General features: G+C 62.6%; 19 protein-coding genes. 10 read left to right on the forward strand and 9 right to left on the reverse strand.

Annotated features, from left to right (window positions below):
- The first annotated feature begins 40 nt into the window (after positions 1-40).
- Positions 41-2,218, forward strand: a complete 2,178-nt coding sequence (locus AB4O25_RS16145; protein ID WP_017530766.1) for a malate synthase G — start codon at positions 41-43, stop codon at positions 2,216-2,218.
- A gap of 112 nt (positions 2,219-2,330) precedes the next feature.
- Here AB4O25_RS16145 and AB4O25_RS16150 read toward each other — a convergent pair whose 3' ends face one another.
- The gene (locus AB4O25_RS16150; protein WP_017530765.1) at positions 2,331-2,777 is read right to left on the reverse strand and encodes a response regulator; all 447 of its coding nucleotides are present in this window, start codon (positions 2,775-2,777) and stop codon (positions 2,331-2,333) included.
- Between the two features lie 246 nt (positions 2,778-3,023).
- Between AB4O25_RS16150 and AB4O25_RS16155 the strand changes: the two genes are divergently transcribed.
- The 8 genes from AB4O25_RS16155 (at position 3,024) to AB4O25_RS16190 (ending at position 11,818) form a co-directional block, all read left to right on the forward strand.
- Positions 3,024-4,946 carry a putative nucleotidyltransferase substrate binding domain-containing protein gene (locus tag AB4O25_RS16155; RefSeq protein ID WP_177412863.1) on the forward strand — a complete coding sequence of 641 codons (1,923 nt, stop codon included), beginning with the start codon at positions 3,024-3,026 and terminating at the stop codon, positions 4,944-4,946.
- A complete protein-coding gene (locus AB4O25_RS16160) occupies positions 4,943-5,650 on the forward strand; it encodes a 3'-5' exonuclease (RefSeq protein WP_017530763.1) in 708 nt (235 codons plus the stop codon). Before AB4O25_RS16155 ends, AB4O25_RS16160 begins: the two co-directional genes overlap by 4 nt.
- A 100-nt stretch (positions 5,651-5,750) precedes the next feature.
- Positions 5,751-6,269: an RNA polymerase sigma factor gene (locus AB4O25_RS16165; protein WP_017530762.1), complete on the forward strand. Its 519-nt coding sequence runs from the start codon at positions 5,751-5,753 to the stop codon at positions 6,267-6,269.
- Positions 6,266-7,234, forward strand: a complete 969-nt coding sequence (locus tag AB4O25_RS16170; protein WP_065879364.1) for a FecR family protein — start codon at positions 6,266-6,268, stop codon at positions 7,232-7,234. Before AB4O25_RS16165 ends, AB4O25_RS16170 begins: the two co-directional genes overlap by 4 nt.
- Positions 7,235-7,422: 188 nt before the next feature.
- Positions 7,423-9,852: a TonB-dependent siderophore receptor gene (locus AB4O25_RS16175; protein WP_460149774.1), complete on the forward strand. Its 2,430-nt coding sequence runs from the start codon at positions 7,423-7,425 to the stop codon at positions 9,850-9,852.
- A 17-nt stretch (positions 9,853-9,869) separates the two neighbouring features.
- On the forward strand, positions 9,870-10,973 hold the full coding sequence (locus tag AB4O25_RS16180; protein ID WP_460149775.1) for a PepSY-associated TM helix domain-containing protein: 1,104 nt from the start codon (positions 9,870-9,872) through the stop codon (positions 10,971-10,973).
- A complete protein-coding gene (locus AB4O25_RS16185) occupies positions 10,970-11,158 on the forward strand; it encodes a hypothetical protein (protein ID WP_017530758.1) in 189 nt (62 codons plus the stop codon). The genes AB4O25_RS16180 and AB4O25_RS16185 overlap by 4 nt, the downstream gene beginning before the upstream one ends.
- A gap of 30 nt (positions 11,159-11,188) precedes the next feature.
- Positions 11,189-11,818, forward strand: coding sequence for a glutathione S-transferase family protein (locus AB4O25_RS16190; RefSeq protein WP_017530757.1), 630 nt, complete (start codon positions 11,189-11,191; stop codon positions 11,816-11,818).
- A 118-nt stretch (positions 11,819-11,936) separates the two neighbouring features.
- Here the strand turns inward: AB4O25_RS16190 and creD are convergent, their stop codons facing one another.
- Genes creD through rloA2 form a run of 4 tightly spaced genes read right to left on the reverse strand, consistent with a single transcriptional unit; the run spans position 11,937 to position 15,979 of the window.
- A complete protein-coding gene (gene creD, locus AB4O25_RS16195) occupies positions 11,937-13,310 on the reverse strand; it encodes a cell envelope integrity protein CreD (protein ID WP_017530756.1) in 1,374 nt (457 codons plus the stop codon).
- Between the two features lie 51 nt (positions 13,311-13,361).
- Positions 13,362-14,801 carry a two-component system sensor histidine kinase CreC gene (creC, locus tag AB4O25_RS16200; protein WP_017530755.1) on the reverse strand — a complete coding sequence of 480 codons (1,440 nt, stop codon included), beginning with the start codon at positions 14,799-14,801 and terminating at the stop codon, positions 13,362-13,364.
- Positions 14,801-15,469: a two-component system response regulator CreB gene (creB, locus tag AB4O25_RS16205; RefSeq protein ID WP_017530754.1), complete on the reverse strand. Its 669-nt coding sequence runs from the start codon at positions 15,467-15,469 to the stop codon at positions 14,801-14,803. Before creB ends, creC begins: the two co-directional genes overlap by 1 nt.
- A 9-nt stretch (positions 15,470-15,478) precedes the next feature.
- Positions 15,479-15,979 (reverse strand): retropepsin-like aspartic peptidase RloA2, encoded by a 501-nt coding sequence (gene rloA2, locus AB4O25_RS16210; RefSeq protein ID WP_017530753.1) that lies wholly within the window; start codon positions 15,977-15,979, stop codon positions 15,479-15,481.
- Positions 15,980-16,152: 173 nt separating this feature from the next.
- On the opposite strand from rloA2, the gene AB4O25_RS16215 reads away from it, so the two are divergent.
- A complete protein-coding gene (locus tag AB4O25_RS16215; protein ID WP_065879360.1) occupies positions 16,153-17,040 on the forward strand; it encodes an acyltransferase in 888 nt (295 codons plus the stop codon).
- Here the strand turns inward: AB4O25_RS16215 and AB4O25_RS16220 are convergent.
- From AB4O25_RS16220 to AB4O25_RS16235, 4 genes are all read right to left on the reverse strand, one after another.
- Positions 17,037-17,609 carry a DUF2780 domain-containing protein gene (locus AB4O25_RS16220; RefSeq protein ID WP_065879359.1) on the reverse strand — a complete coding sequence of 191 codons (573 nt, stop codon included), beginning with the start codon at positions 17,607-17,609 and terminating at the stop codon, positions 17,037-17,039. The two genes, AB4O25_RS16215 and AB4O25_RS16220, sit on opposite strands and share 4 nt — an antisense overlap.
- A 184-nt stretch (positions 17,610-17,793) precedes the next feature.
- On the reverse strand, positions 17,794-18,993 hold the full coding sequence (fdhA, locus tag AB4O25_RS16225; protein ID WP_068935670.1) for a formaldehyde dehydrogenase, glutathione-independent: 1,200 nt from the start codon (positions 18,991-18,993) through the stop codon (positions 17,794-17,796).
- Between the two features lie 131 nt (positions 18,994-19,124).
- Positions 19,125-19,982, reverse strand: a complete 858-nt coding sequence (purU, locus tag AB4O25_RS16230) for a formyltetrahydrofolate deformylase (protein ID WP_034101145.1) — start codon at positions 19,980-19,982, stop codon at positions 19,125-19,127.
- A gap of 10 nt (positions 19,983-19,992) precedes the next feature.
- Positions 19,993-20,625: a sarcosine oxidase subunit gamma gene (locus AB4O25_RS16235; RefSeq protein WP_017530749.1), complete on the reverse strand. Its 633-nt coding sequence runs from the start codon at positions 20,623-20,625 to the stop codon at positions 19,993-19,995.
- Positions 20,626-20,629 lie beyond the last annotated feature (4 nt).

The raw sequence follows: 20,629 nt of genomic DNA on the forward strand, positions 1-20,629 counted from the left end.
ATCTGAAACAGCGCATAAGCTCCGCAGAGTGAGGCAAGAGATGACTGAACACGTTCAAGTCGGTGGCCTGCAGGTCGCCAAAGTCCTGTTCGACTTCGTGAACAACGAAGCCATTCCCGGTACCGGCGTCACTGCCGAGCAGTTCTGGGCCGGTGCCGACAAGGTCATCCACGACCTGGCCCCGAAGAACAAAGCCCTACTCGCCAAACGCGACGATTTCCAGGCGCGGATCGATACCTGGCACCAGACCCATGCCGGCCAGGCTCATGACCCGGTGGCCTACAAAGCCTTCCTGCAAGACATTGGATACCTGCTGCCAGAAGCCGCGGATTTCCACGCCTCGACCCAAAACGTCGATGATGAAATCGCACGCATGGCCGGCCCCCAACTGGTGGTGCCGGTGATGAATGCCCGCTTCGCCCTCAACGCCTCCAACGCGCGTTGGGGCTCGCTGTATGACGCGCTGTATGGCACCGACGCCATCAGCGAAGCCGACGGCGCCGAGAAGGGCAAGGGCTATAACAAAGTGCGCGGCGACAAAGTCATCGCCTTCGCCCGCGCCTTCCTCGACGAAGCCGCCCCGCTCAGCGCCGGCAGCCACGTCGACTCCACCGGCTACAAGATCGTCGACGGCAAGTTGATCGTCAGCCTCAAGGGCGGCAGCAACAGCGGCCTGCGTGATGACGCCCAGTTGATCGGCTTCCAGGGCCCCGCGGCCGAGCCGATCGCGATCCTGTTCAAACACAATGGCCTGCACTTCGAACTGCAGATCGACGCCAGCACCCCGGTCGGCCAGACCGACGCCGCCGGCGTCAAAGACGTGCTGATGGAAGCCGCGCTGACCACCATCATGGACTGCGAAGATTCCGTGGCCGCCGTGGACGCCGACGACAAAGTGGTGATCTACCGCAACTGGCTCGGCCTGATGAAAGGCGACCTGGCTGAAGAGGTGGCCAAGGGCGGCAAGACGTTCACCCGTACCATGAACCCCGACCGCGTCTACACCGGCGTGGACGGCCAGGACGTGACCCTGCACGGCCGCTCGCTGTTGTTCGTGCGCAACGTGGGCCACCTGATGACCATCGACGCGATCCTCGACAAAGACGGCCACGAAGTGCCCGAAGGTATACTCGACGGCCTGCTCACCAGCCTGGCGGCGATCCACAGCCTCAACGGCAACAGCAGCCGCAAGAACAGCCGCACCGGGTCGGTGTACATCGTCAAGCCGAAGATGCACGGCCCCGAAGAAGCCGCGTTCACCAACGAGCTGTTCGGCCGCATCGAAGAGGTGCTGAACCTGCCGCGTAACACGCTCAAAGTCGGCATCATGGACGAGGAACGCCGCACCACGGTCAACCTCAAGGCCTGCATCAAGGCCGCCAGTGAGCGCGTGGTGTTTATCAACACCGGCTTCCTCGACCGCACCGGCGATGAAATCCACACCTCCATGGAAGCCGGCGCGATGGTGCGCAAGGCCGCGATGAAGGCGGAAAAATGGATCGGCGCCTACGAAAACTGGAACGTCGATATCGGCTTGAGCACCGGCCTGCAAGGTCGCGCACAGATCGGTAAAGGCATGTGGGCGATGCCCGACCTGATGGCGGCGATGCTCGAACAGAAAATCGCCCACCCATTGGCCGGCGCCAACACGGCGTGGGTACCGTCTCCGACGGCCGCCGCGCTGCATGCGTTGCACTATCACAAGGTCGACGTGTTCGCGCGCCAGGCCGAGCTGGCCAAACGCGAGCGCGCCTCGGTGGATGACATCCTGACCATCCCCCTGGCCAGCAACACCGATTGGTCCGAAGAAGAAATCCGCAACGAGCTGGACAACAACGCCCAGGGCATCCTCGGCTATGTGGTGCGCTGGATCGACCAGGGCGTCGGCTGCTCGAAAGTGCCGGACATCAACGACGTAGGGCTGATGGAAGACCGCGCCACCCTGCGAATTTCCAGCCAGCACATCGCCAACTGGCTGCGTCACGGCATCGTCACCGAGGCCCAGGTGATGGAAAGCCTCAAGCGCATGGCACCGGTGGTAGACCGTCAAAACGCCGGGGATGCGTTGTACCGCCCACTGGCGCCGGATTTCGACAGCAACATCGCGTTCCAGGCAGCGGTGGAGTTGGTGATTGAAGGGACCAAACAGCCCAATGGCTATACCGAGCCGGTATTGCACCGCCGGCGTCGGGAGTTCAAGGCTAAAAACGGCCTGTAAATGAAAAAGCCCTGATCGTGAGATCAGGGCTTTTTCTTTGGGGGGCTGTGGTGGCTGGTCTGGCCCTATCGGGAGCAAGCCCCCGATGAGGCCCTTACATTCACCGCAAAAATCAGGACACCATCCCCAACTCCCGCTTGACCAGCTTCGCCAACTTCACGCTATCAATCGGCTTGAGCAAAAAGTCCACCACACTCAAATGCATCGCATCAATCACGTCTGGCGCTTCCGCATCCCCCGATATGATGATGATCGGCAACGCCGCGCGGGTGGATTCGCGCACCTGGCGAATCAACTCCAGGCCATTGCTCGGCGCCATGCGCAGGTCGGTGATCAGCAAACCGATCGAGCTGCTGGACTTCAGCAAGTCCCACGCCCTCTCGCCACTGTCGGCGGTCATGCAGCGAATGCCATCGAGGCCCAGGATTTCAGCCAGCAGTTCGCGCGCGTCTTTATCGTCGTCAACGATCAGCACACGTTGTGGCGGCAAATCAGGCTCCAGCATCACGGCGCTCAGCGCCTCGCGCTCGGCATCACTCAAAATATCGTGGTCGGACATACGGTTCTCAGCAGCTCTCATCACTCTCACAGCACACTCGTCAGACATCTGCTGAAGGACGATCAATGTGCCTTTCGTCGGAAACTTTGCCTAGTAGGTGTTCCACGGGGTTTGGACGATATTCATGTAAGGTTTTTCCCTAGCTTCACGCCGTTTGCAGCGACCTAGACTTACGTCCAATGGGCACCCGCCGCGCAGGAGTCGACCATGCAGGACGATAACGACAAAAAAACTGCGGTCACTGTTATGAGTAAAGCTGATGCTTTCACGCAGGCGGGTAAAACCGCCGTGTTGCAGAACATCCACGGCACCCTGCAATTCCTGCAACGCTTCCCCCCGTTCAACCAGATGGAAAACGCGCACCTGGCGTTTCTGGTCGAGCAGTGCCAGTTACGCTTTTTCGGCCCCGGCGAGAGCATTCTCAAGCCGTCCGGGGGACCGGTGGAGCACTTTTATATCGTCAAGCAAGGTCGTGTGGTGGGCGAGCGACCGGACTCGGAGCACACCACCTTCGAAATCACCACCGGCGAATGTTTCCCCCTCGCCGCGCTCCTGGGTGAACGCGCCACGCGCACCGAGCACAAGGCCGCCGAAGACACCTTCTGCCTGCAACTGAACAAACCGGCCTTTATCAAGCTGTTTGCCCTCTCCAGCCCGTTTCGCGACTTTGCCCTGCGCGGCGTCAGCAGCCTGCTGGACCAGGTCAACCAGCAGGTGCAGCAAAAGGCCGTGGAAACCCTCGGCACGCAATACTCCTTGAACACCCGCCTGGGCGAATTGGCCATGCGCCACCCGGTCACGTGCAACCCGGACACACCGCTGCGCGAAGCGGTGACGCTGATGCACGAGCAGCAAGTGGGCAGCATCGTGATCGTCGACGAACACAAGGCGCCACTGGGCATTTTCACCTTGCGCGACCTTCGCCAGGTGGTGGCCGATGGCACCGGCGATTTCAGCCAGCCGATCGCCGCGCACATGACCCAGGCGCCGTTCTTCCTGACGCCGGATCACAGCGCGTTCGACGCCGCCATCGCCATGACCGAGCGGCATATCGCCCATGTGTGTCTGGTCAAGGACCAGCGCTTGTGTGGCGTGGTGTCCGAACGCGACCTGTTTTCCCTGCAGCGCGTCGACCTGGTGCACCTGGCCCGCACCATCCGCAATGCGCCACGGGTAGAGCACCTGGTGGCGCTGCGCGGCGAGATCGGCCAATTGGTGGAACGCATGCTGGCCCATGGCGCGTCGTCCACCCAGATCACCCACATCATTACGCTGCTCAACGATCACACCGTGTGCCGGGTGATCGAGCTGAGCCTTGCCGAAAAAGGCGACCCTGGCGTGCCGTTCAGTTGGTTGTGTTTCGGCAGCGAAGGCCGTCGTGAGCAGACGCTGTACACCGACCAGGACAACGGCATTCTGTTCGAAGCCAAGGATGCGGTGGAAGCCGCCGAGATCCGCGGGCGCCTGCTGCCCCTGGCGCAGCAGATCAACCAGAGCCTGGCGCTGTGCGGGTTCAGCCTGTGCAAGGGCAATATCATGGCCGGCAACCCCGAGTTGTGCTTGTCGCGGGCCGAATGGGCGCGACGCTTTGCGGCGTTTATTCGCGAAGCCACGCCGGAGAACCTGCTGGGTTCAAGCATCTATTTCGACCTGCGCGTGGTGTGGGGCGACGAACACGGCTGCGAGCAGTTGCGCCAAGGCATCCTGGACCAGGTGGCGGACAACCGGCTGTTCCAGCGCATGCTCGCCGAGAACGCCTTGCGCCAGCGCCCGCCGGTGGGCCGTTTCCGTGAATTTGTGCTGACGCGCAAAGGCAGCGAAAAGGCCACGCTGGACCTCAAGGTGCAAGGCCTCACACCGTTTGTCGACGGCGCGCGCCTGCTGGCCCTGGCCAATGGCATCCGCGCCAACAACACCCTGGAGCGCCTGCGCCAGTTGGTGGTCAAGGAAGTCATCGAACCGCTGGACGGCGCCGCCTATGAAGAGGCGTACCACTTTATCCAGCAAACCCGCATGCAACAGCACCAACTGCAAACCCGCGAAAACCAGCCGTATTCCAACCGCGTCGACCCCGACAGCCTTAACCATCTGGACCGGCGCATCCTGCGTGAATCCCTGCGCCAGGCCCAACGCCTGCAAAGCAGCCTGACCTTGCGGTACCAACTGTGAGCCTGTTCAGTTGGTTGCGCACAACCAAACCCAGGCTGGATGCGGCGCAACAGCGGCGCCTGGAGCAACTGCCCAAGCCCATCGCCTTGGGCGACAGTGCGTTGCGCACCCAACGCTGGGTGGTGGTGGACCTGGAAACCAGCGGCCTGAACCTCAACCGCGACCAGGTGCTGTCCATCGGCGCGGTGGTGATCGAAGACGGCGCGGTGGATTTTTCCCAGTTGTTCGAACGCACCTTGCAGCGCACCGACACCAAACTCAGCCCCAGTGTGCTGATCCACGGCCTGGGCCCCAGCGCCATCGCCGCCGGCAGCGATCCGGTCGAAGCCTTGCTGGACTTCATGGAGTTTGTCGGCGACAGCCCGCTGCTGGCGTTCCATGCGCCGTTCGATCAGCACATGCTCGGCCGCGCACTCAAGGACAGCCTGGGTTATCGCCTGGCTCATCCGTTCCTCGATGTGGCCGACATCGCCCCTCTGGTGTGCCCCGAGGCGCACATCCGCGAAGCCGGGTTGGACGACTGGATCAAGCATTTCAACCTGCAGGTGGGCGAACGCCATCACGCCAGCGCCGATGCCCTGGCCACAGCCGAGCTGATGCTCATCCTGTTCAGTCGCGCGCGCCGGCACCACATCGACACCCCCCACGCGCTGCACACGCGTTTGAGCCAATGGAAACGGCGTAAACAAGCGCCATCGTTTTAATCTCATCTCCCGACAGACGCCAATTGCGCCCTTCCCACGCCTCTGACACAATCGCGAATAATTCTCGTTAGTTTAAACCTCTTGTTTATTCGGTGATGCCTTGTCGTCGGTCCAGAACCCACACAGTGAGCTTGTTGGCGCGTTGTACCGCGACCATCGTGGCTGGCTGCTGGCCTGGCTGCGACGCAATGTGGCCTGCCCCAGCCGCGCCGAAGACCTGAGCCAGGACACGTTCATGCGCCTGCTCGGCCGTGACGAGTTGCGCGCCCCGCGCGAGCCCCGCGCATTTCTGGTGGCGATCGCCAAAGGCTTGTTGTTCGACTACTTCCGTCGCGCAGCCCTGGAGCAGGCCTACCTCAGCGAATTGATGTTGATCCCGCCCAGCGAACACCCCTCGCCCGAAGAACAACAACTGATCCTCGAAGACCTCAAGGCCATCGACCGCCTGCTCGGCAAACTGTCCAGCAAGGCCCGCGCCGCCTTCCTCTATAACCGTCTCGACGGCCTGGGCCACGCGCAAATCGCCCAGCGCCTGGGGGTATCGGTGCCGCGTGTGCGCCAGTACCTGGCCCAGGGCATTCGCCAGTGCTACATCGCGCTGTATGGCGAGCCGTCGTGAGCATCAGCGGTTCCAAGCCGGTCTCGGCCCGGGTGCTGGATGCGGCAATTGCCTGGCAGCTGTCTCTGGATTCAGGCGACGGCAGCGCCGTGGAGCGCGAAGAGTTCGGCAAATGGCTGGCCAGCAATGAAGAGCACGCCCGTGCCTGGCGCCAGTTGGGCATGCTCGACCAGCGCTTTCGCGTGGCCTCGGGCCCGGCGCGGGCGGCGTTGTTGCAGTCGCGTGAAGGCATCCGCCAGCGTGTGCGCAAGTTGGGCACCGGCCTTGCCAGTATCGCGCTGGTGTGCGGCTTGGCGTTGTTCGCCGGCGAACGCTACGTACCGATCCACTATTGGCTGGCCGACCAGCGCACCGCCACCGGCGAGCAGCGCACGCTGAAACTGGCTGATGGCACCCGGATCAACCTCAATACCCATAGCGCCATCGACGTGCGTTTTGATGAGCAACGCCGGCTGATTGTGTTGCAGGAAGGCGAAATCTTCGTCGAGACCGGCCACAACGATGCGCGCCCGTTCTACGTGCAGACCCGCGACGGTAGCCTGCGGGCGCTGGGCACACGGTTTATCGTCAAGCGCGAAGACGACGCCACGCGCTTGAGCGTCCTGCAATCGGCGGTGGCGGCGCAACCACAGGCCTTGCACCAGGAACAGGTGTTCAAGGAAGGCCAGCAAGTGCTGATGCGCAGCGATGGCCTTGGCCCTGCGCTTGCCGTCACCCCCGCCACAGACGCCTGGACCCGCGGCATGCTGGTGGTCGACAACGCCCGTCTGGAGGATGTGGTCGAGGAGCTCAGCCGCTACCGCAGCGGTTATTTGGCTGTGGATAAAAACGTGGCCGACCTGCGCATCACCGGCAGCTTCCCGCTGCACGACACCACCCTGGCGCTCAACGCCCTGCTGCCCACCCTGCCGGTGCGCATCGAGCAACACACACCGTGGTGGGTGGTGGTCAAAGGTAAGCCTTAGGTTTTCCGGCGCCTGGGCTATCGCTATCGGGGGCAAGCCCCCTCCCACATTTTGATGTGTGTGGGAGGGGCTTGCCCCCGATGAGTCCCTCAAACACACCACAAAAAAAATTTCACCCTGCCCTATCACTTTTCGCTTCTCGTTCGGCACCTAGGCAATTGAGAAATATTTTCACTCAGGAGCCGCCCATGTCCCGCACGCTAGACACCTTGTTGCGCCCCAGCCTGTTAGCCGTGGCCATTGCCCTCAGCGCCCCGCTGGCCAGCACCGTGCTGTTCGCCGCCGAACAAGCCTCAAGCGTGCGCGCCTACAACCTGCCGGCGGCGCCCCTGGCGACCACGCTGAACCAGATCGCCAGCCAGGCCGGCCTGGCACTGACCCTCAACCCGGCGCTGGCGTCGGGCAAGACCTCGGCACCGGTCCAGGGCCAGTTTGATGCACCGGGCGCACTGCGTGAGGCCCTGCGCGGCACAGGCTTGCAACTGGAGCAGAGCAGCGCCGGGACGTTCAGCCTGGTGGCGGTTCCGGAGGGTGCGCTGGCGCTACCCACCACCAGCATCACTGGCCAGGACAGCTATGAAAGCGCCTGGGGCCCGGTCGACGGTTACCTGGCCAAGCGCACCGCCGCCGGCACCAAGACCGACACCGCGCTGGTCGAAGCACCCCGCTCGATCTCCATCGCCACCCGCGAACAAATGCAGGACCGCAACGTGCAAAACCTGGATGACGCGGTGAAGTACATGCCCGGCATCGTCTCCGCCAGCTACGGAAGCGATACCCGTTATGACTGGATGCGCGTACGCGGCTTCGAACCCACCCAATTCCTCGACGGCCTGCCACTGCCTCGCGGCGTGTACGCCAACCCGAAAGCCGAAACCTGGAACCTCGACCGCCTCGCCCTGCTGCGTGGCCCGGCGTCATCGGTGTACGGCCAGACCCCGCCGGGAGGCCTGCTGGACATGGTCAGCCGCCGTCCCAGCGCCGAGCAGAGCAGTGCCATCCAGGTGCAATACGGCAGCGACAACTATCGCCAGATCAACTTTGCCAGCACCGGCAAGATCGATGACGAAGGCCAGTTTCTCTATGGCCTCAGCGGCGTGGTGCGTGATGCGGGCACCCAGGTCGATCACATCGACAACAAGCGCTACAACATTGCGCCGAGCCTGACCTGGAATATCGACCCGGATACCCAGCTGACTTTCCTGTCGCAGTTCACCCGCGACGATACCGGTACCACCAGCCAGTTCCTGCCGATCCAGGGCACCAAGATCAAGTCGCCGCTGGGCGAGGTGTCACACCACAAGAACCTGGGCGACCCGGACTACGAATACTACGACCGCACCTACTACGCGCTGGGCTATGCCTTTGAGCATCGCTTCAACGATACGTGGCAGTTCAAGCAGAACCTGCGCTACACCAAATCGGACCTGTCGTTCCAGCAGTTGACCGTGGGTTCCTACGCGTTCTCACCGGCGGACGCGGCGGGCAATATCACCCGCTCCACCACCAACGTTGACGAGGACATCAGCCAGTTCGCGGTGGACAACCATTTCCAGGCTGACTTCGCGACCGGTGACATCCTGCACACCCTGCTGCTGGGCCTGGATCACCAGCGCACCGACACGTCCTATCGGGCGATATTCGGCACTGCGTCAGGGACCAATATTTTCAACCCGATCAATACCCAGCCAACCCTGCGCCCCACCGATGTCCGGCCGTTTTACGACTACAACCAGAAAACCGTGCAAACCGGCCTCTACATTCAGGATCAGATGGCCCTGGACCAGTGGCGTCTGACGCTGGGCGGTCGTGAAGACTGGGTGCATCAGGGCACTACCTACTTCAATGACAGCGATGCGACCAACACTGACCGCATCAAACACTTCAGTGGCAACGCGGCGCTTAGCTATGTGTTCGACTCGGGCTTCGTGCCTTACTTGTCCTACGCCGAGTCGTTCCAACCGGCGAGCAACGCCGATACCAATGCGCTCACCACGTTTAAACCGACCGAAGGCAAACAATGGGAACTGGGGGTCAAGTACCAGCCGCCCGGCACCAATACGCTGTTGAGCGCGGCCGTCTATGACCTGACCCAGAAGAACGTGCAGGTGACCACCATCGGCCCGGGGGGCCAGCAAATCAACAGCCAGACCGGCGAAGTGAAAGTCAAAGGCCTGGAACTGGAAGCGGTCTCCGATGTGACCGAGAACCTCAAGGTCATCGCCGCGTACACCTTGGCCAAGTCCGAGGTGCAAAAAGGCATCAACCAAGGCAACCGTCTGCAATTGATGCCCAACCAGCAAGCCTCGCTGTGGACCGACTACACCTGGCACACCGGCATCCTCGACGGCTTTGGCATCGGCTTCGGCGCCCGCTATACCGGCAACACCTACGGCGACCAGGCCAATACCTGGCTGGGGAAGGCCAACGCCTACACCGTGTTCGACGGCGCGGTGCACTACGACCTCGGCCGCCTCGACAACAACCTGAAGGGCGCGTCGGTGAAGGTGAACGCCACCAACCTGTTCAACAAGGATTACCTGTCCACCTGTGATGGCAACTACTGCTACTTCGGCGACCAACGCAGCGTCGTCGCCAGCGCCACCTACCAGTGGTAAATGGCCAAGGCTAGAACATGAAAAGCAGAACCATCCGCCGCTGGTCCTTCATCCACACCTGGACCAGCCTGATCTGCACGCTGTTCCTGCTGCTGCTCGCCCTCACCGGCCTGCCGCTGGTGTTTCACCATGAGATCGATCACCTGCTGGGCAACGAGCCCGAACTGGCGCGGATGCCCGCCGATACGCCGCAGCTCAACCTTGAGCAACTGGTGGCCAAGGCCCAGGCCCAACGCCCCGGCGAGGCGCTGCAGTACTTGGCCTGGGACGAGGATGACAAGAACGGCGTGATCGCAATCATGGCCGCCACCGCCGGCACCGAGCCCAATGCGTCCCATACCTTCATGCTCGATGCGCGCACCGGCGAGTCGGTGCCAATGCCGGCGGCCAACGGCGGCTTCACGCTGTTCCTGCTGCGCTTGCATGTGGATATGTTTGCCGGGCTGCCGGGCAAGTTATGGCTGGCGTTCATGGGTGTTCTGTTTGTGCTCGCGATGATCTCCGGCACCGTGCTGTACCTGCCGTTCATGCGCCGCTTGAAGTTCGCCACCGTGCGCCGGGACAAGTCCACCCGCCTGCGCTGGCTCGACCTGCATAACCTGATCGGCGTGGTCACGCTGACCTGGGCGCTGGTAGTGGGCGTGACCGGCGTGATCAGCGCCTGCGCCGACCTGATCATCGCCGCCTGGCGCCAGGACAGCCTCAGCGCGATGATCGCGCCCTACACAAACGCCCCGCCACTGACCCAACGCGCACCCGCCAGCGACCTGCTGAGCATCGCCGCCAAGGCGGCGCCCGGCATGCAGCCGGACTTCATTGCCTTCCCCGGCACGCGCTTTTCCAGCGAGCATCACTACGCCGTATTCATGAAAGGCGGCACCCACCTGACGTCGCATTTGCTCACCCCGGTGCTGATCGATGCCCGCACCCTGGCTGTCACCGCCATCGCCGAACGGCCGTGGTACATGGACGCCATGGGCCTGTCCCAGCCGCTGCACTTTGGTGACTACGGCGGCATGCCGATGAAGATCCTGTGGGCGGTGCTGGACGTGCTGACCATCATCGTCCTCGGCAGTGGCGTTTACCTGTGGATCGCGCGGCGCAAGGCGGGCAAGGCATGAAGCCGCGCCAGTCGAACTTCTGGAAGGTGTTTGGCCTGCCACTGGGGGTTGGCCTGCTCAGCGCCGCCGGGCTGTGCGCGGCGTTGCTGGGGGACGGGCTGTGGGATTCGCTCAGTTGGGTGGGGTTGGGCGTGCCTGCTGTGATAGGCGTTTGGGGGTTGTTCAAGCGGCGCGCAACCCTCTAGGCTAGCCACAGCCCATTGAGAGGAATGCCCATGTCCGCGCCCAGCATGACCTTGTTCCACAACCCCGCTTCACCGTTCGTGCGCAAAGTCCGCGTGTTGCTGCTCGAAACCGGCCAGCAGGACCGCGTGGGCCTGCACGCCTGCGTGCCGACCCCGGTAACCCCGGATGCCCAGGTGATACAAGGCAACCCCGTGGGCAAGATCCCCGCCCTGCGCCTGGCCGACGGCAGCGTGCTGCACGACAGCCGGGTGATCCTGGATTACTTCGACCACCAGCACGTCGGCAACCCGCTGATCCCCCGCGACGGCTCGGCGCGCTGGCGTCGCCTGACCCTGGCCTCCATGGCCGACGGCATCATGGACGCCGCCGTGCTGGTACGTTACGAAACCGCCCTGCGCCCGGTGGAAAAACACTGGGACCAGTGGCTCGACGAACAGCGCAACAAGATCAACCGCACCCTCGCCGAGCTGGAGCAGGACGCCATTGCCGAACTGGCCAGCCATTTCGACATCGCCGCCATCAGCGTGGCCTGCGCCTTGGGTTACCTGGATTTTCGCCATCCGGACATGCCCTGGCGGTCGGCCAACCCACAGCTTGCCGCCTGGTACGCCGAGGTCAGCCAGCGGCCTTCGATGCAGCAGACCCAGCCGCCGATCTGACATTCACGCCGAGCCAATGTGAGAGGGGGCTTGCCACAGTGGGCGATGGTGGTCGTGAGGAAGGTGACGATCCTTGCGGCCAACTGCGCCCCCTCTTGCTGATCCTCGCGCAACCCGATCATTGCACTGCCTCCAGATCAAACGCCAACGGTTCAACCCCCTTGCGCTTGCCCACGCCATACCAATCGAGCTTACGTGTCAGCACCATCACCGTGCCCAGCAGGCCGAACAGCAACAGCGAGCCCATCAGCAACGCATAGTCCTCGGCGCTCAACAGCCCGTACAACAAGCCATACAACGCCGCCAACCCCGCCGAGAACCCCAGGCCACGGGTCACGCTGCGCAGCACATGGCACACGTAAAACCCGATCAGCAACACGCAGGCACTCGCCGAGATCAGGTACGCCAAGGCAAACCCCAGGTGCTCGGACAACGACAACAGCAACAGGTAGAAAAACGCCAGGGCCACCCCCACCAGTGCATATTGAATCGGGTGTACCGCCAGGCTCTTGAGCACTTCGAACAGGAAGAAGCCGGCAAAGGTCAGGGCGATAAACAGCAGCGCATATTTGATCGCGCGGTCGCTCTTGAGGTACTGGTCCACCGGGTCGATGAAGTTCACGCCGAAGCTGCGGCTGTTGAAGTCATCACAGCCTTGTGCGTCCAGGCAGGTTTGCAGGGCTTGTTCGAGGTTGGTTGAGAAGAACGAGGTCTGCCAGTTGGCCGTAAACCCCTTCTCGTCGATCGCCCGTTGTGTCGGCAGAAAGTTGCCGATAAAGCTGGGGTGCGGCCAGTTGGAGGCCAGTGACACCTGGCTGGTCTTGCCCACCGGCACCACTTGCAGTTGCTCGGTGCCTTGCAGGCGCAGGTCGAAGGCGAAGTCCACCACGGCCGGTTTTTTACTGTCCAGCTCGGGCAGCGCCACGTGCACGCCTTCGCCCAGCCAATCCACTTGCGAGCCCGGCGAGAACTCCAGGCGCTGGCTGCCAAGCTCAAGGTTGAGTGAGTTTTCAATGCCGCGAATGTCGCTGATGCCCACCGCCAGAAAGGCCGGTTCGAAGCGGTAGTCGGCAAAGTTTTCAGTGATCCCCAACTGTGCAGGCAGCTCGAAACGCCCCGCGATGCGGTTATCGGCATGAAACAACCGCGCCTGGTAAATGCCGCGTGCGCGCAGTTCAGTCTGCACCTTGCCGTCGAGTTCAAAACGGTCCGGCAGGAAGTACAGGCGGCCGCGCTCTTCACGGGTGACCTCGTAGCGCTTGTTGAGCTTTTCATTAAGCTTCCACTCACGCACGGTCTTGCGATACGGCACCACCATCACCGGCCCGGTAATACGTTGGGCGTAACTGGAGCTGCGCGCGATGTCCATCAATACGCCGTCGCGCAGTTGCTGGCGGTCGCTGATGATGCCGTTGATCATCAGCAACGGAATCAGCAACAGCAGGATCAGCAGCGCAATCGCGCCAAGTTTGAAAAGCAGGCTGCGGTTCATGGGTCTCTCCCTGTTTTGATGAGGGCAGAGTGAGCCGCGCATGTGGGTGTTTTATGTGGGCAATGTGGAGACTGTGTGGAGATGCAGCACCACCTGCACGCCGCCCGGCACATTGCCGATCTGCAACGCGCCGCCGTGCAGCTTCATCACCTCTTCGACAAAATTGAGGCCCAGGCCCGTGCTTTTGCGCCCGCTCGCGGGGCGTGGCAGCGAATAAAAACGTTCGCTCAGGCGCGGCAATGCATAGTCGGGAATCGGTGCGGCCTGGTTGAACAGGCTAACCTGCACATCGTTGTGCAGCGTCTGCGCACTGAACTTCAACAGACCGCCGGGCGGTGTGAAGTCCAGGGCGTTTTCCAGCAGGTTGCCCAGGGCCTGGCGCAGCAGGAAGGGTTCGCCGAACACCTTCACGTCAGCCGCAATCGCCTGCTCCACACGCAGCCCAGCCCCTTCGATTCGTGCGCATTGAGCCTTGAGCACCGCGTCGACCAAGGCACCCAGCGCGATGCTCGACTGCTCTTCCAACCCCTGGCGCTGCTCCACCTGCGCCAGGTTCAGCAGGCGCTCGATCAACTGTTGCAGGCGCGCACTCTCACTGTCGATATTGCCGACAAAGCGCTGCTGCTGCTCGCGGCTCATATCGCCCTGCAGCAGTTCCGCCGCGCCACGGATCGCGGCCAATGGGCTTTTCAGCTCGTGGGTCAGGGTGTGCACGTAATGTTCGACGTAGGCCTTGCCCTCCAGTTGCGTGCGCATGTGCTCCACCGCCGTGGATAACTGCTTCAACTCACCGCCGCGATAATGCGGCAACTCGGCCCGTCGCCCCTCGCTGACCGCTTCGGCGTAGGCGGTCAGGCGTCGCAAGGCCACGCTCAGCCACCACGACAACAACGCGCCCAACAGCAAACCCAGGATCACCAACCCGGCGCCGTACCACAGCAGGCGCCGCTCAGTGCGGTCGACATAGGGTTGCAACGAGCTGTTGGGCTTGGCCACGGTGACCACGCCGATGATATGGCCGTTGTCGCGGATCGGCGCGCCCACGTGCATCACCGACGACGTGGCGTCATCTGCGTTGCTGCGGGTGGAGCGCGCACCGTATTCGCCGCGCAGGGTCAGGTACACGTCGTTCCATTTGGAGTAGTCCTGGCCCACCGCGTCGCCGCTGGAGTCGAGCAACACCGTGCCCTTGGCGTCGGTCACGTAGATACGGTGATTGACCTGGTTTTTCGGCAGGCCCCAGATGGTCGCGCCCGGCTGACGATTGCCGTAGGCCTTGAGCACCTGCGGCCAGTGGCTTTGGCCAAGGGTGCGGTTCTTCACGTCTTCGCGCAGGATCTCGGCCAGCAGGTTGGCGGTGTCCACCAGGGTTTCTTCGGTGGACTGGCGCACGCCAGGGCGGATCTCCTGCATCACCGTGCTGAGCACGAAGTAACCGGTGAGGCCGATAAACAGCGCGTACACCAGGAAAATCCGCAGCCCCAGGCGCATCAGCTGTTGCTCGGGCTATAGCTGTAGCCGAGGCCGCGATGGGTCTGGATCGGCTCAGCCTGCGCCGCCACGGCCCGCAGTTTGCTGCGCAGGCTTTTGATATGGCTGTCGATATTGCGCTCGTAACCGGCATCGGCCGGCACGCCCACCGCATCCAGCAATTGCTCGCGGCTGAAGACCCGCTCGGGTTGGTCCAGCAGGCTTTGCAGCAGGCGGAATTCGTGACGGGTCAGGTTCAGGGGCTGGCCGCGATAGTGGATCTGCATGCGTTCCAGGTCGACCTGGAACAGCGCCGGCGCGGCACCGGGGCCGACCCGCTTGAGGATCGCCCGCACCCGCGCCGCCACTTCCCGTGGGCTGAACGGCTTGACCACATAATCGTCGGCGCCGATCTCCAGCCCCACCACGCGGTCGATCTCGCCGTCCCGGGCGCTGAGGAACATCACCGGCACTTCACTGAAGCGGCGCAATTGCTTGCAGGTTTCAAAACCGCTGATGTCGGGCAGGCCGATGTCGAGGATGATCAGGTCGGCCGGGGCCTGGCGCTGATGCTCCAACGCCGCCTGGCCAAGGCTCAGCCAGGTGGTGGTGAAGCCCTCGCCTTGCAGGGCGAATATCAGCGTGTCGGCTATCGCCGCTTCGTCTTCGACAATCAGGATGTGGGGCATTTTGGTCCGTCAGCAGTCCGGTTTGTCGGCAGTGTACCGACGAGCCGGGTTTACCGCAGCGCCGAATTCACGCAGGGCCTTGGCGCCGATCAGCAGCGGGTAGTTGAAGCTGCTGCGGTCGGTGAGGTTGACCTCGACGGTGCGCTTGACGTTGCCCAGGCACATTTCCAGGTCGACCACCGGGCGCTTGGTCACGCTGGCCTCGTCCTTGTCGTCGTCTTCGTCGGCGCGGCTCTTGATCTTGCTGATGCGCGACACCTTGTGTTCGTAGACCTTGTTGGACGCGTCCTTGCCACCGAGACGGAAGCGCACCCAGTCATCGCCATCACGGGTGAAGGTTTCGATGTCACGGGCCGACAGCGAGGCGGTCAGCGCGCCGGTGTCCATCTTGGCCTTGAAGGTCTCGCCGATCTCCGGCAACTGGATGTATTCGTAGCGACCGTAGAGGGTCGGCTCGGCGGCCATGACGGGCAGGGCAACCAGGACGAGCGAGGCAAATAGCAGTTTCACGAAGGGATGTCCTCGGAAAGAAGTAGACGGATTCTAGACCGCAAAGGCAGCACTTAGTTAGCTCGCCCGAGCATAACGGGCACCGGGTGAAATATTCGTCCGTCGGTTTGCAATTTGGCCTGCGGGCCCGGCTCTCTTATCATGGCCCGCCCACACCCTTCCAAGAGTTGCTTATGCGCCGCCTGCTCACCGGCTGTCTGGTCACACTGCTGCTGTTACTCAATACGCTGATCCTGATCGGCCCCTTGATGGTGTTCGCCCTGCTCAAGCTGGTGGCACCGGGTCGCTCTCGCGACTACATGTCATGGGCGGTGATGTGGATCGCCGAAACCTGGGCCGAGATCGACAAGGCGATCTTCGCGATGTGCATCCCGACCCAATGGGATATTCGCGGCGGCGAGAACCTGCGTGGCGACACCAGCTACCTGGTGATCAGCAACCACCAGTCCTGGGTGGATATTCCGGCACTGATCCAGGCGCTGAACCGACGCACGCCGTTCTTCAAATTCTTCCTGAAAAAAGAGCTGATCTGGGTACCCTTCCTGGGCCTGGCCTGGTGGGCGCTGGACTACCCCTTCATGAAGCGCTACACCAAGGCGTTCCTGGCCAAATACCCGGAGCTGGCCGGGCAGGACCTGAAGATCACCAAAGCGGCCTGCGAGCTGTTCAAGCGCCAACCGGTCACAGTGGTCAATTACCTGGAAGGCACACGGTTCAGCGAGGCCAAGCGCAAACAGCAGGGTTCGCCATTCACGCGGTTGCTCAAGCCCAAGGCGGGCGGCGTGGCGTTTGTGCTGGCGGCGATGGGTGAACAGCTGGATGCGATCCTCGACGTCACCGTGGTGTATCCGCAGCAGAAAATTCCGGGTTTCTGGGACTTGATCAGCGGCGCGGTGCCGAAGGTGATCATCGATATCCGCACCCGCGAGCTTGACCCGGCATTGTGGCAAGGGGACTACGAAAATGATCCGGCGTTTCGCCAGACCGTCCAGAACTGGGTCAACCAGCTCTGGCAGGAGAAGGATGCACGCATCCAAGCGTCGCGCGCGGAGTGTATTTAGCTGCCGGTGCCCCAGGCCTGGGCCAACTTGCCCAACACTGAGCTGCTGGTGCCCTGGCTGCCCAGGTAGCTCAGGATCACGGGTGCAAACTGGCTGATCATGCCGCCGTCCATACCCAGGGCGCTGAACGCGGTGTTCAGGTCGTTGGTGTCTTTCACGTTACCCAGCAGGCCATCCAGGCCGCTGGTCTTGCTGCCACCGGTCTGGCCGAGCAAGCCGCTCAAGGCGCCGAGGCTGCCCAGTGCATTGTCGCCGGACAGCTTGTCCAGCCCGGGCACGCTCTTGGCCAGTTGCGAGTAGTCATTACCGCCCAGTTGGTTCTTGGCCAACCCCAGCATCGCGCCCGTGCCGCCGATGGCTTGCTCGGGGGTGACATTCAATTGCGAGGTCAACGCGGTCAACAGGTCGGCCGTCTCGGACGACGGCGCAGCGGCAGCGGCTTTATTGTTCCCGCCCTGCATGCCGGCAATGGCGTTCGCCGCATCGCCAAGGCTGAAGCCTGCGGCGAACACCGGGCCGGCGGCCATGGCCAGCAGGCAGGAAAGGGCGAAACCGCGTGAAATCTTCATGGGGACAACCTCTGGATATAGGGCGAAAGCAGGCGTTGGACTGGGTATCCGACACATTGTTCCGGGCCTCTCCAGGCACCACAAAATCCATGTGGGAGGGGGCGTATAGCTCAGCGGTTGCAGGCTAAGCGGCAGACACAAAAAAGGGCGACCCGTAGGCCGCCCTTTTCATTTTTCCGCCGCGTTACGCCGCACTGAACAACCTATGCGGATCAATCACAAACTTCTTCGGCACGCCCGCATCGAACTCGCCATAGCCCCGTGGCGCGTCATCCAGGCTGATCACCTGCACGCCGACGATTTCGGCAATGTTGATGCGGTCCCACATGATCGCCTGCATCAGTTGGCGGTTGTACTTCATCACTGGCGTCTGCCCGGTGTGGAAGCTGTGGGATTTGGCCCAGCCCAGGCCGAAGCGGATGCTCAGGCTGCCCATTTTGGCGGCAGCGTCGACAGCGCCTGGGTCTTCGGTGACGTACAGGCCAGGGATACCGATCTTGCCGGCCACGCGTACCACGCCCATCAATGAGTTGAGCACGGTGGCCGGGGCTTCGGCCTTGACGCCATCGTGGCCGTGGCCGCGCGCTTCAAAACCTACGCAGTCGACGGCGCAGTCCACTTCCGGCTCGCCGAGCAGTGCGGCGATCTGTTCGTGCAGCGGGGTATCGGTGGACAGGTCGACCACTTCAAAGCCCTGGGCCTTGGCGTGGGCCAGGCGGATGGAGTTGACGTCACCCACGATCACCACCGCCGCGCCGAGCAGGCGGGCGGAAGCGGCAGCGGCCAGGCCGACCGGGCCGGCACCGGCGATGTACACGGTGCTGCCTGGGCCAACGCCGGCAGTGACGGCGCCGTGGTAGCCGGTGGGGAGAATGTCGGAGAGGCAGGTCAGGTCACGGATTTTCTCCATGGCCTTGTCGCGATCCGGCAGTTTCAGCAGGTTGAAGTCGGCGTACGGCACCAGCACGTATTCGGCCTGGCCGCCGGTCCAGTCACCCATGTCGACGTAGCCGTAGGCACCGCCGGCACGTGCCGGGTTAACGGTGAGGCACACGCCGGTGTGTTGCTCTTTGCACGAACGGCAGCGGCCGCACGCCACGTTGAAGGGTACCGAAACCAGGTCGCCGATTTTCAGGTTTTCGACGTCGCTCCCCTTCTCGATCACTTCACCGGTGATCTCGTGACCGAGCACCAGGCCGGTCTGGGCGGTGGTGCGGCCGCGCACCATGTGTTGGTCGGAGCCGCAGATGTTGGTGGAGACCACGCGCAGGATGACGCCGTGCTCAATCTTCCTGCCACGGGGGTCCTGCATTTTGGGATAGTCGATTTTCTGTACTTCGACCTTGCCGTTGCCGAGATACACGACACCACGATTACCAGACATGCTTTCACCTCGCTGTTGTTTTTATGGAACTGCGTTGCCCTTGGGGCAGCGCGTTAAGTGCTCGGGTACAGATGCTGTTGCTTGTGTTGTTTGTAAGGGCCTCATCGGGGGCTTGCTCCCGATGGCGTCAGTCAGAGCACCACCGTGCGGTTGGCGTTCAAAAACACCCGCCGCTCAATGTGATACCCCACCGCCCGCGCCAATGTCAGCCCTTCGATGTCCCGCCCCTTGGCAATCAGATCCTCGGGATAGTGGCTGTGGTCCACCACCTCCACGCCCTGGGCGATGATCGGGCCTTCGTCCAGATCGTTGTTGATGTAATGCGCGGTGGCGCCCACCAGTTTCACGCCCTTGTTGTATGCCTGGTGGTACGGCTTGGCGCCCTTGAACCCCGGTAGCAACGAGTGGTGGATGTTGATGGCCTTGCCATCGAGCTTTCGGCATAGCTCTGGCGACAGCACTTGCATGTAACGCGCAAGGATCACCAGTTCCGCGCCGGTGTCTTCCACCACTTGCCACACTTGACGCTCCTGGGACGGTTTGTCGTTAGGGTCGAGGGGGAAATGGTAGTAGGGAATCTGGTGCCAGTCGGCCAAAGGTTTGAGATCGGGGTGGTTGGACACCACCGCGACCACGTCCATCGACAGCTGGCCGATGCGCTGACGGTACAGCAGGTCATTCAGGCAGTGATCGGCCTTGGAGACCATGATCACCACTTTTGGCCGGTAGTTCGGCGCCGTCAGCTCGAAGATCATGCCAAAGGCTTCGCCGCGCGCGGCCAGGCCATCGCGGAAAGCCTGTTCGTCAAAGCCATCGGGCTGACGGAATTCCACCCGAATGAAAAACCGGCCAGAGAGGCGGTCATCGAACGAGTGGTGTTCGGTCACATAGCAACCCTGCTCGAACAGGTAGCGGGTAACCGCGTCCACCGTACCGAGCACGCTGGGGCAGTCGGCGGTCAAAATCCATGTATCGGGTGCGCGGCTCATCGGCGATTCCTCAGGCTTGAACGCTCAGGCCAAATTCGGCCGAGGCGTCTTGCAGCCACAACCACCAGTAGTCTGAGAAGCTGCGACGAATCAGCAGTTCCCAGGTGTCTTCAGCGGTGTGACGGATCACCAGTTGCGACTTGGCGAACACCGTGCCCACCGCCTTGCCCACCGGGAAGTTGTTGGGGTGCACGTCGTAGCTGGTGGACTTCATCAGCACATCGCGCACGTTCGGGCCGCTGAGTTCAAGGATCTGCTGGCCGCCACTGACGTTGACGATCTGGATATGCAAGTCACCCAGGGCGGCACGCAGGTTTTGCTCGGCGGCGAACTCTTCACCGCTCGGCACGATCAACAGCCACTCGTCAGGGCCAAGCCATTGCAGGCTGGTGTCGCCTTTGACGATGACGCTCAGTGCGCCGGGCAGTTCGATGCCCAGGGCCTTGTGTACGCCAGCGGCGAACGCGGCGTCATGGCCATCGCCACGAAGGGTCAGGTGACCCAGGAGTTTCTTTTCACGCACCGTTACGCCGGCGTTCTTGCGGCCCTTGCCGACCAGGCTGGCGAGGTCGGCATGGTGCAGCGACGACTCGGCCTTGGCGCCGGAGGTGGGGCGTTGTTGGTAAACATTGGCTGCTGTCATAAAG

The sequence above is a fragment of the Pseudomonas sp. S3_A03 genome (assembly GCF_054668275.1).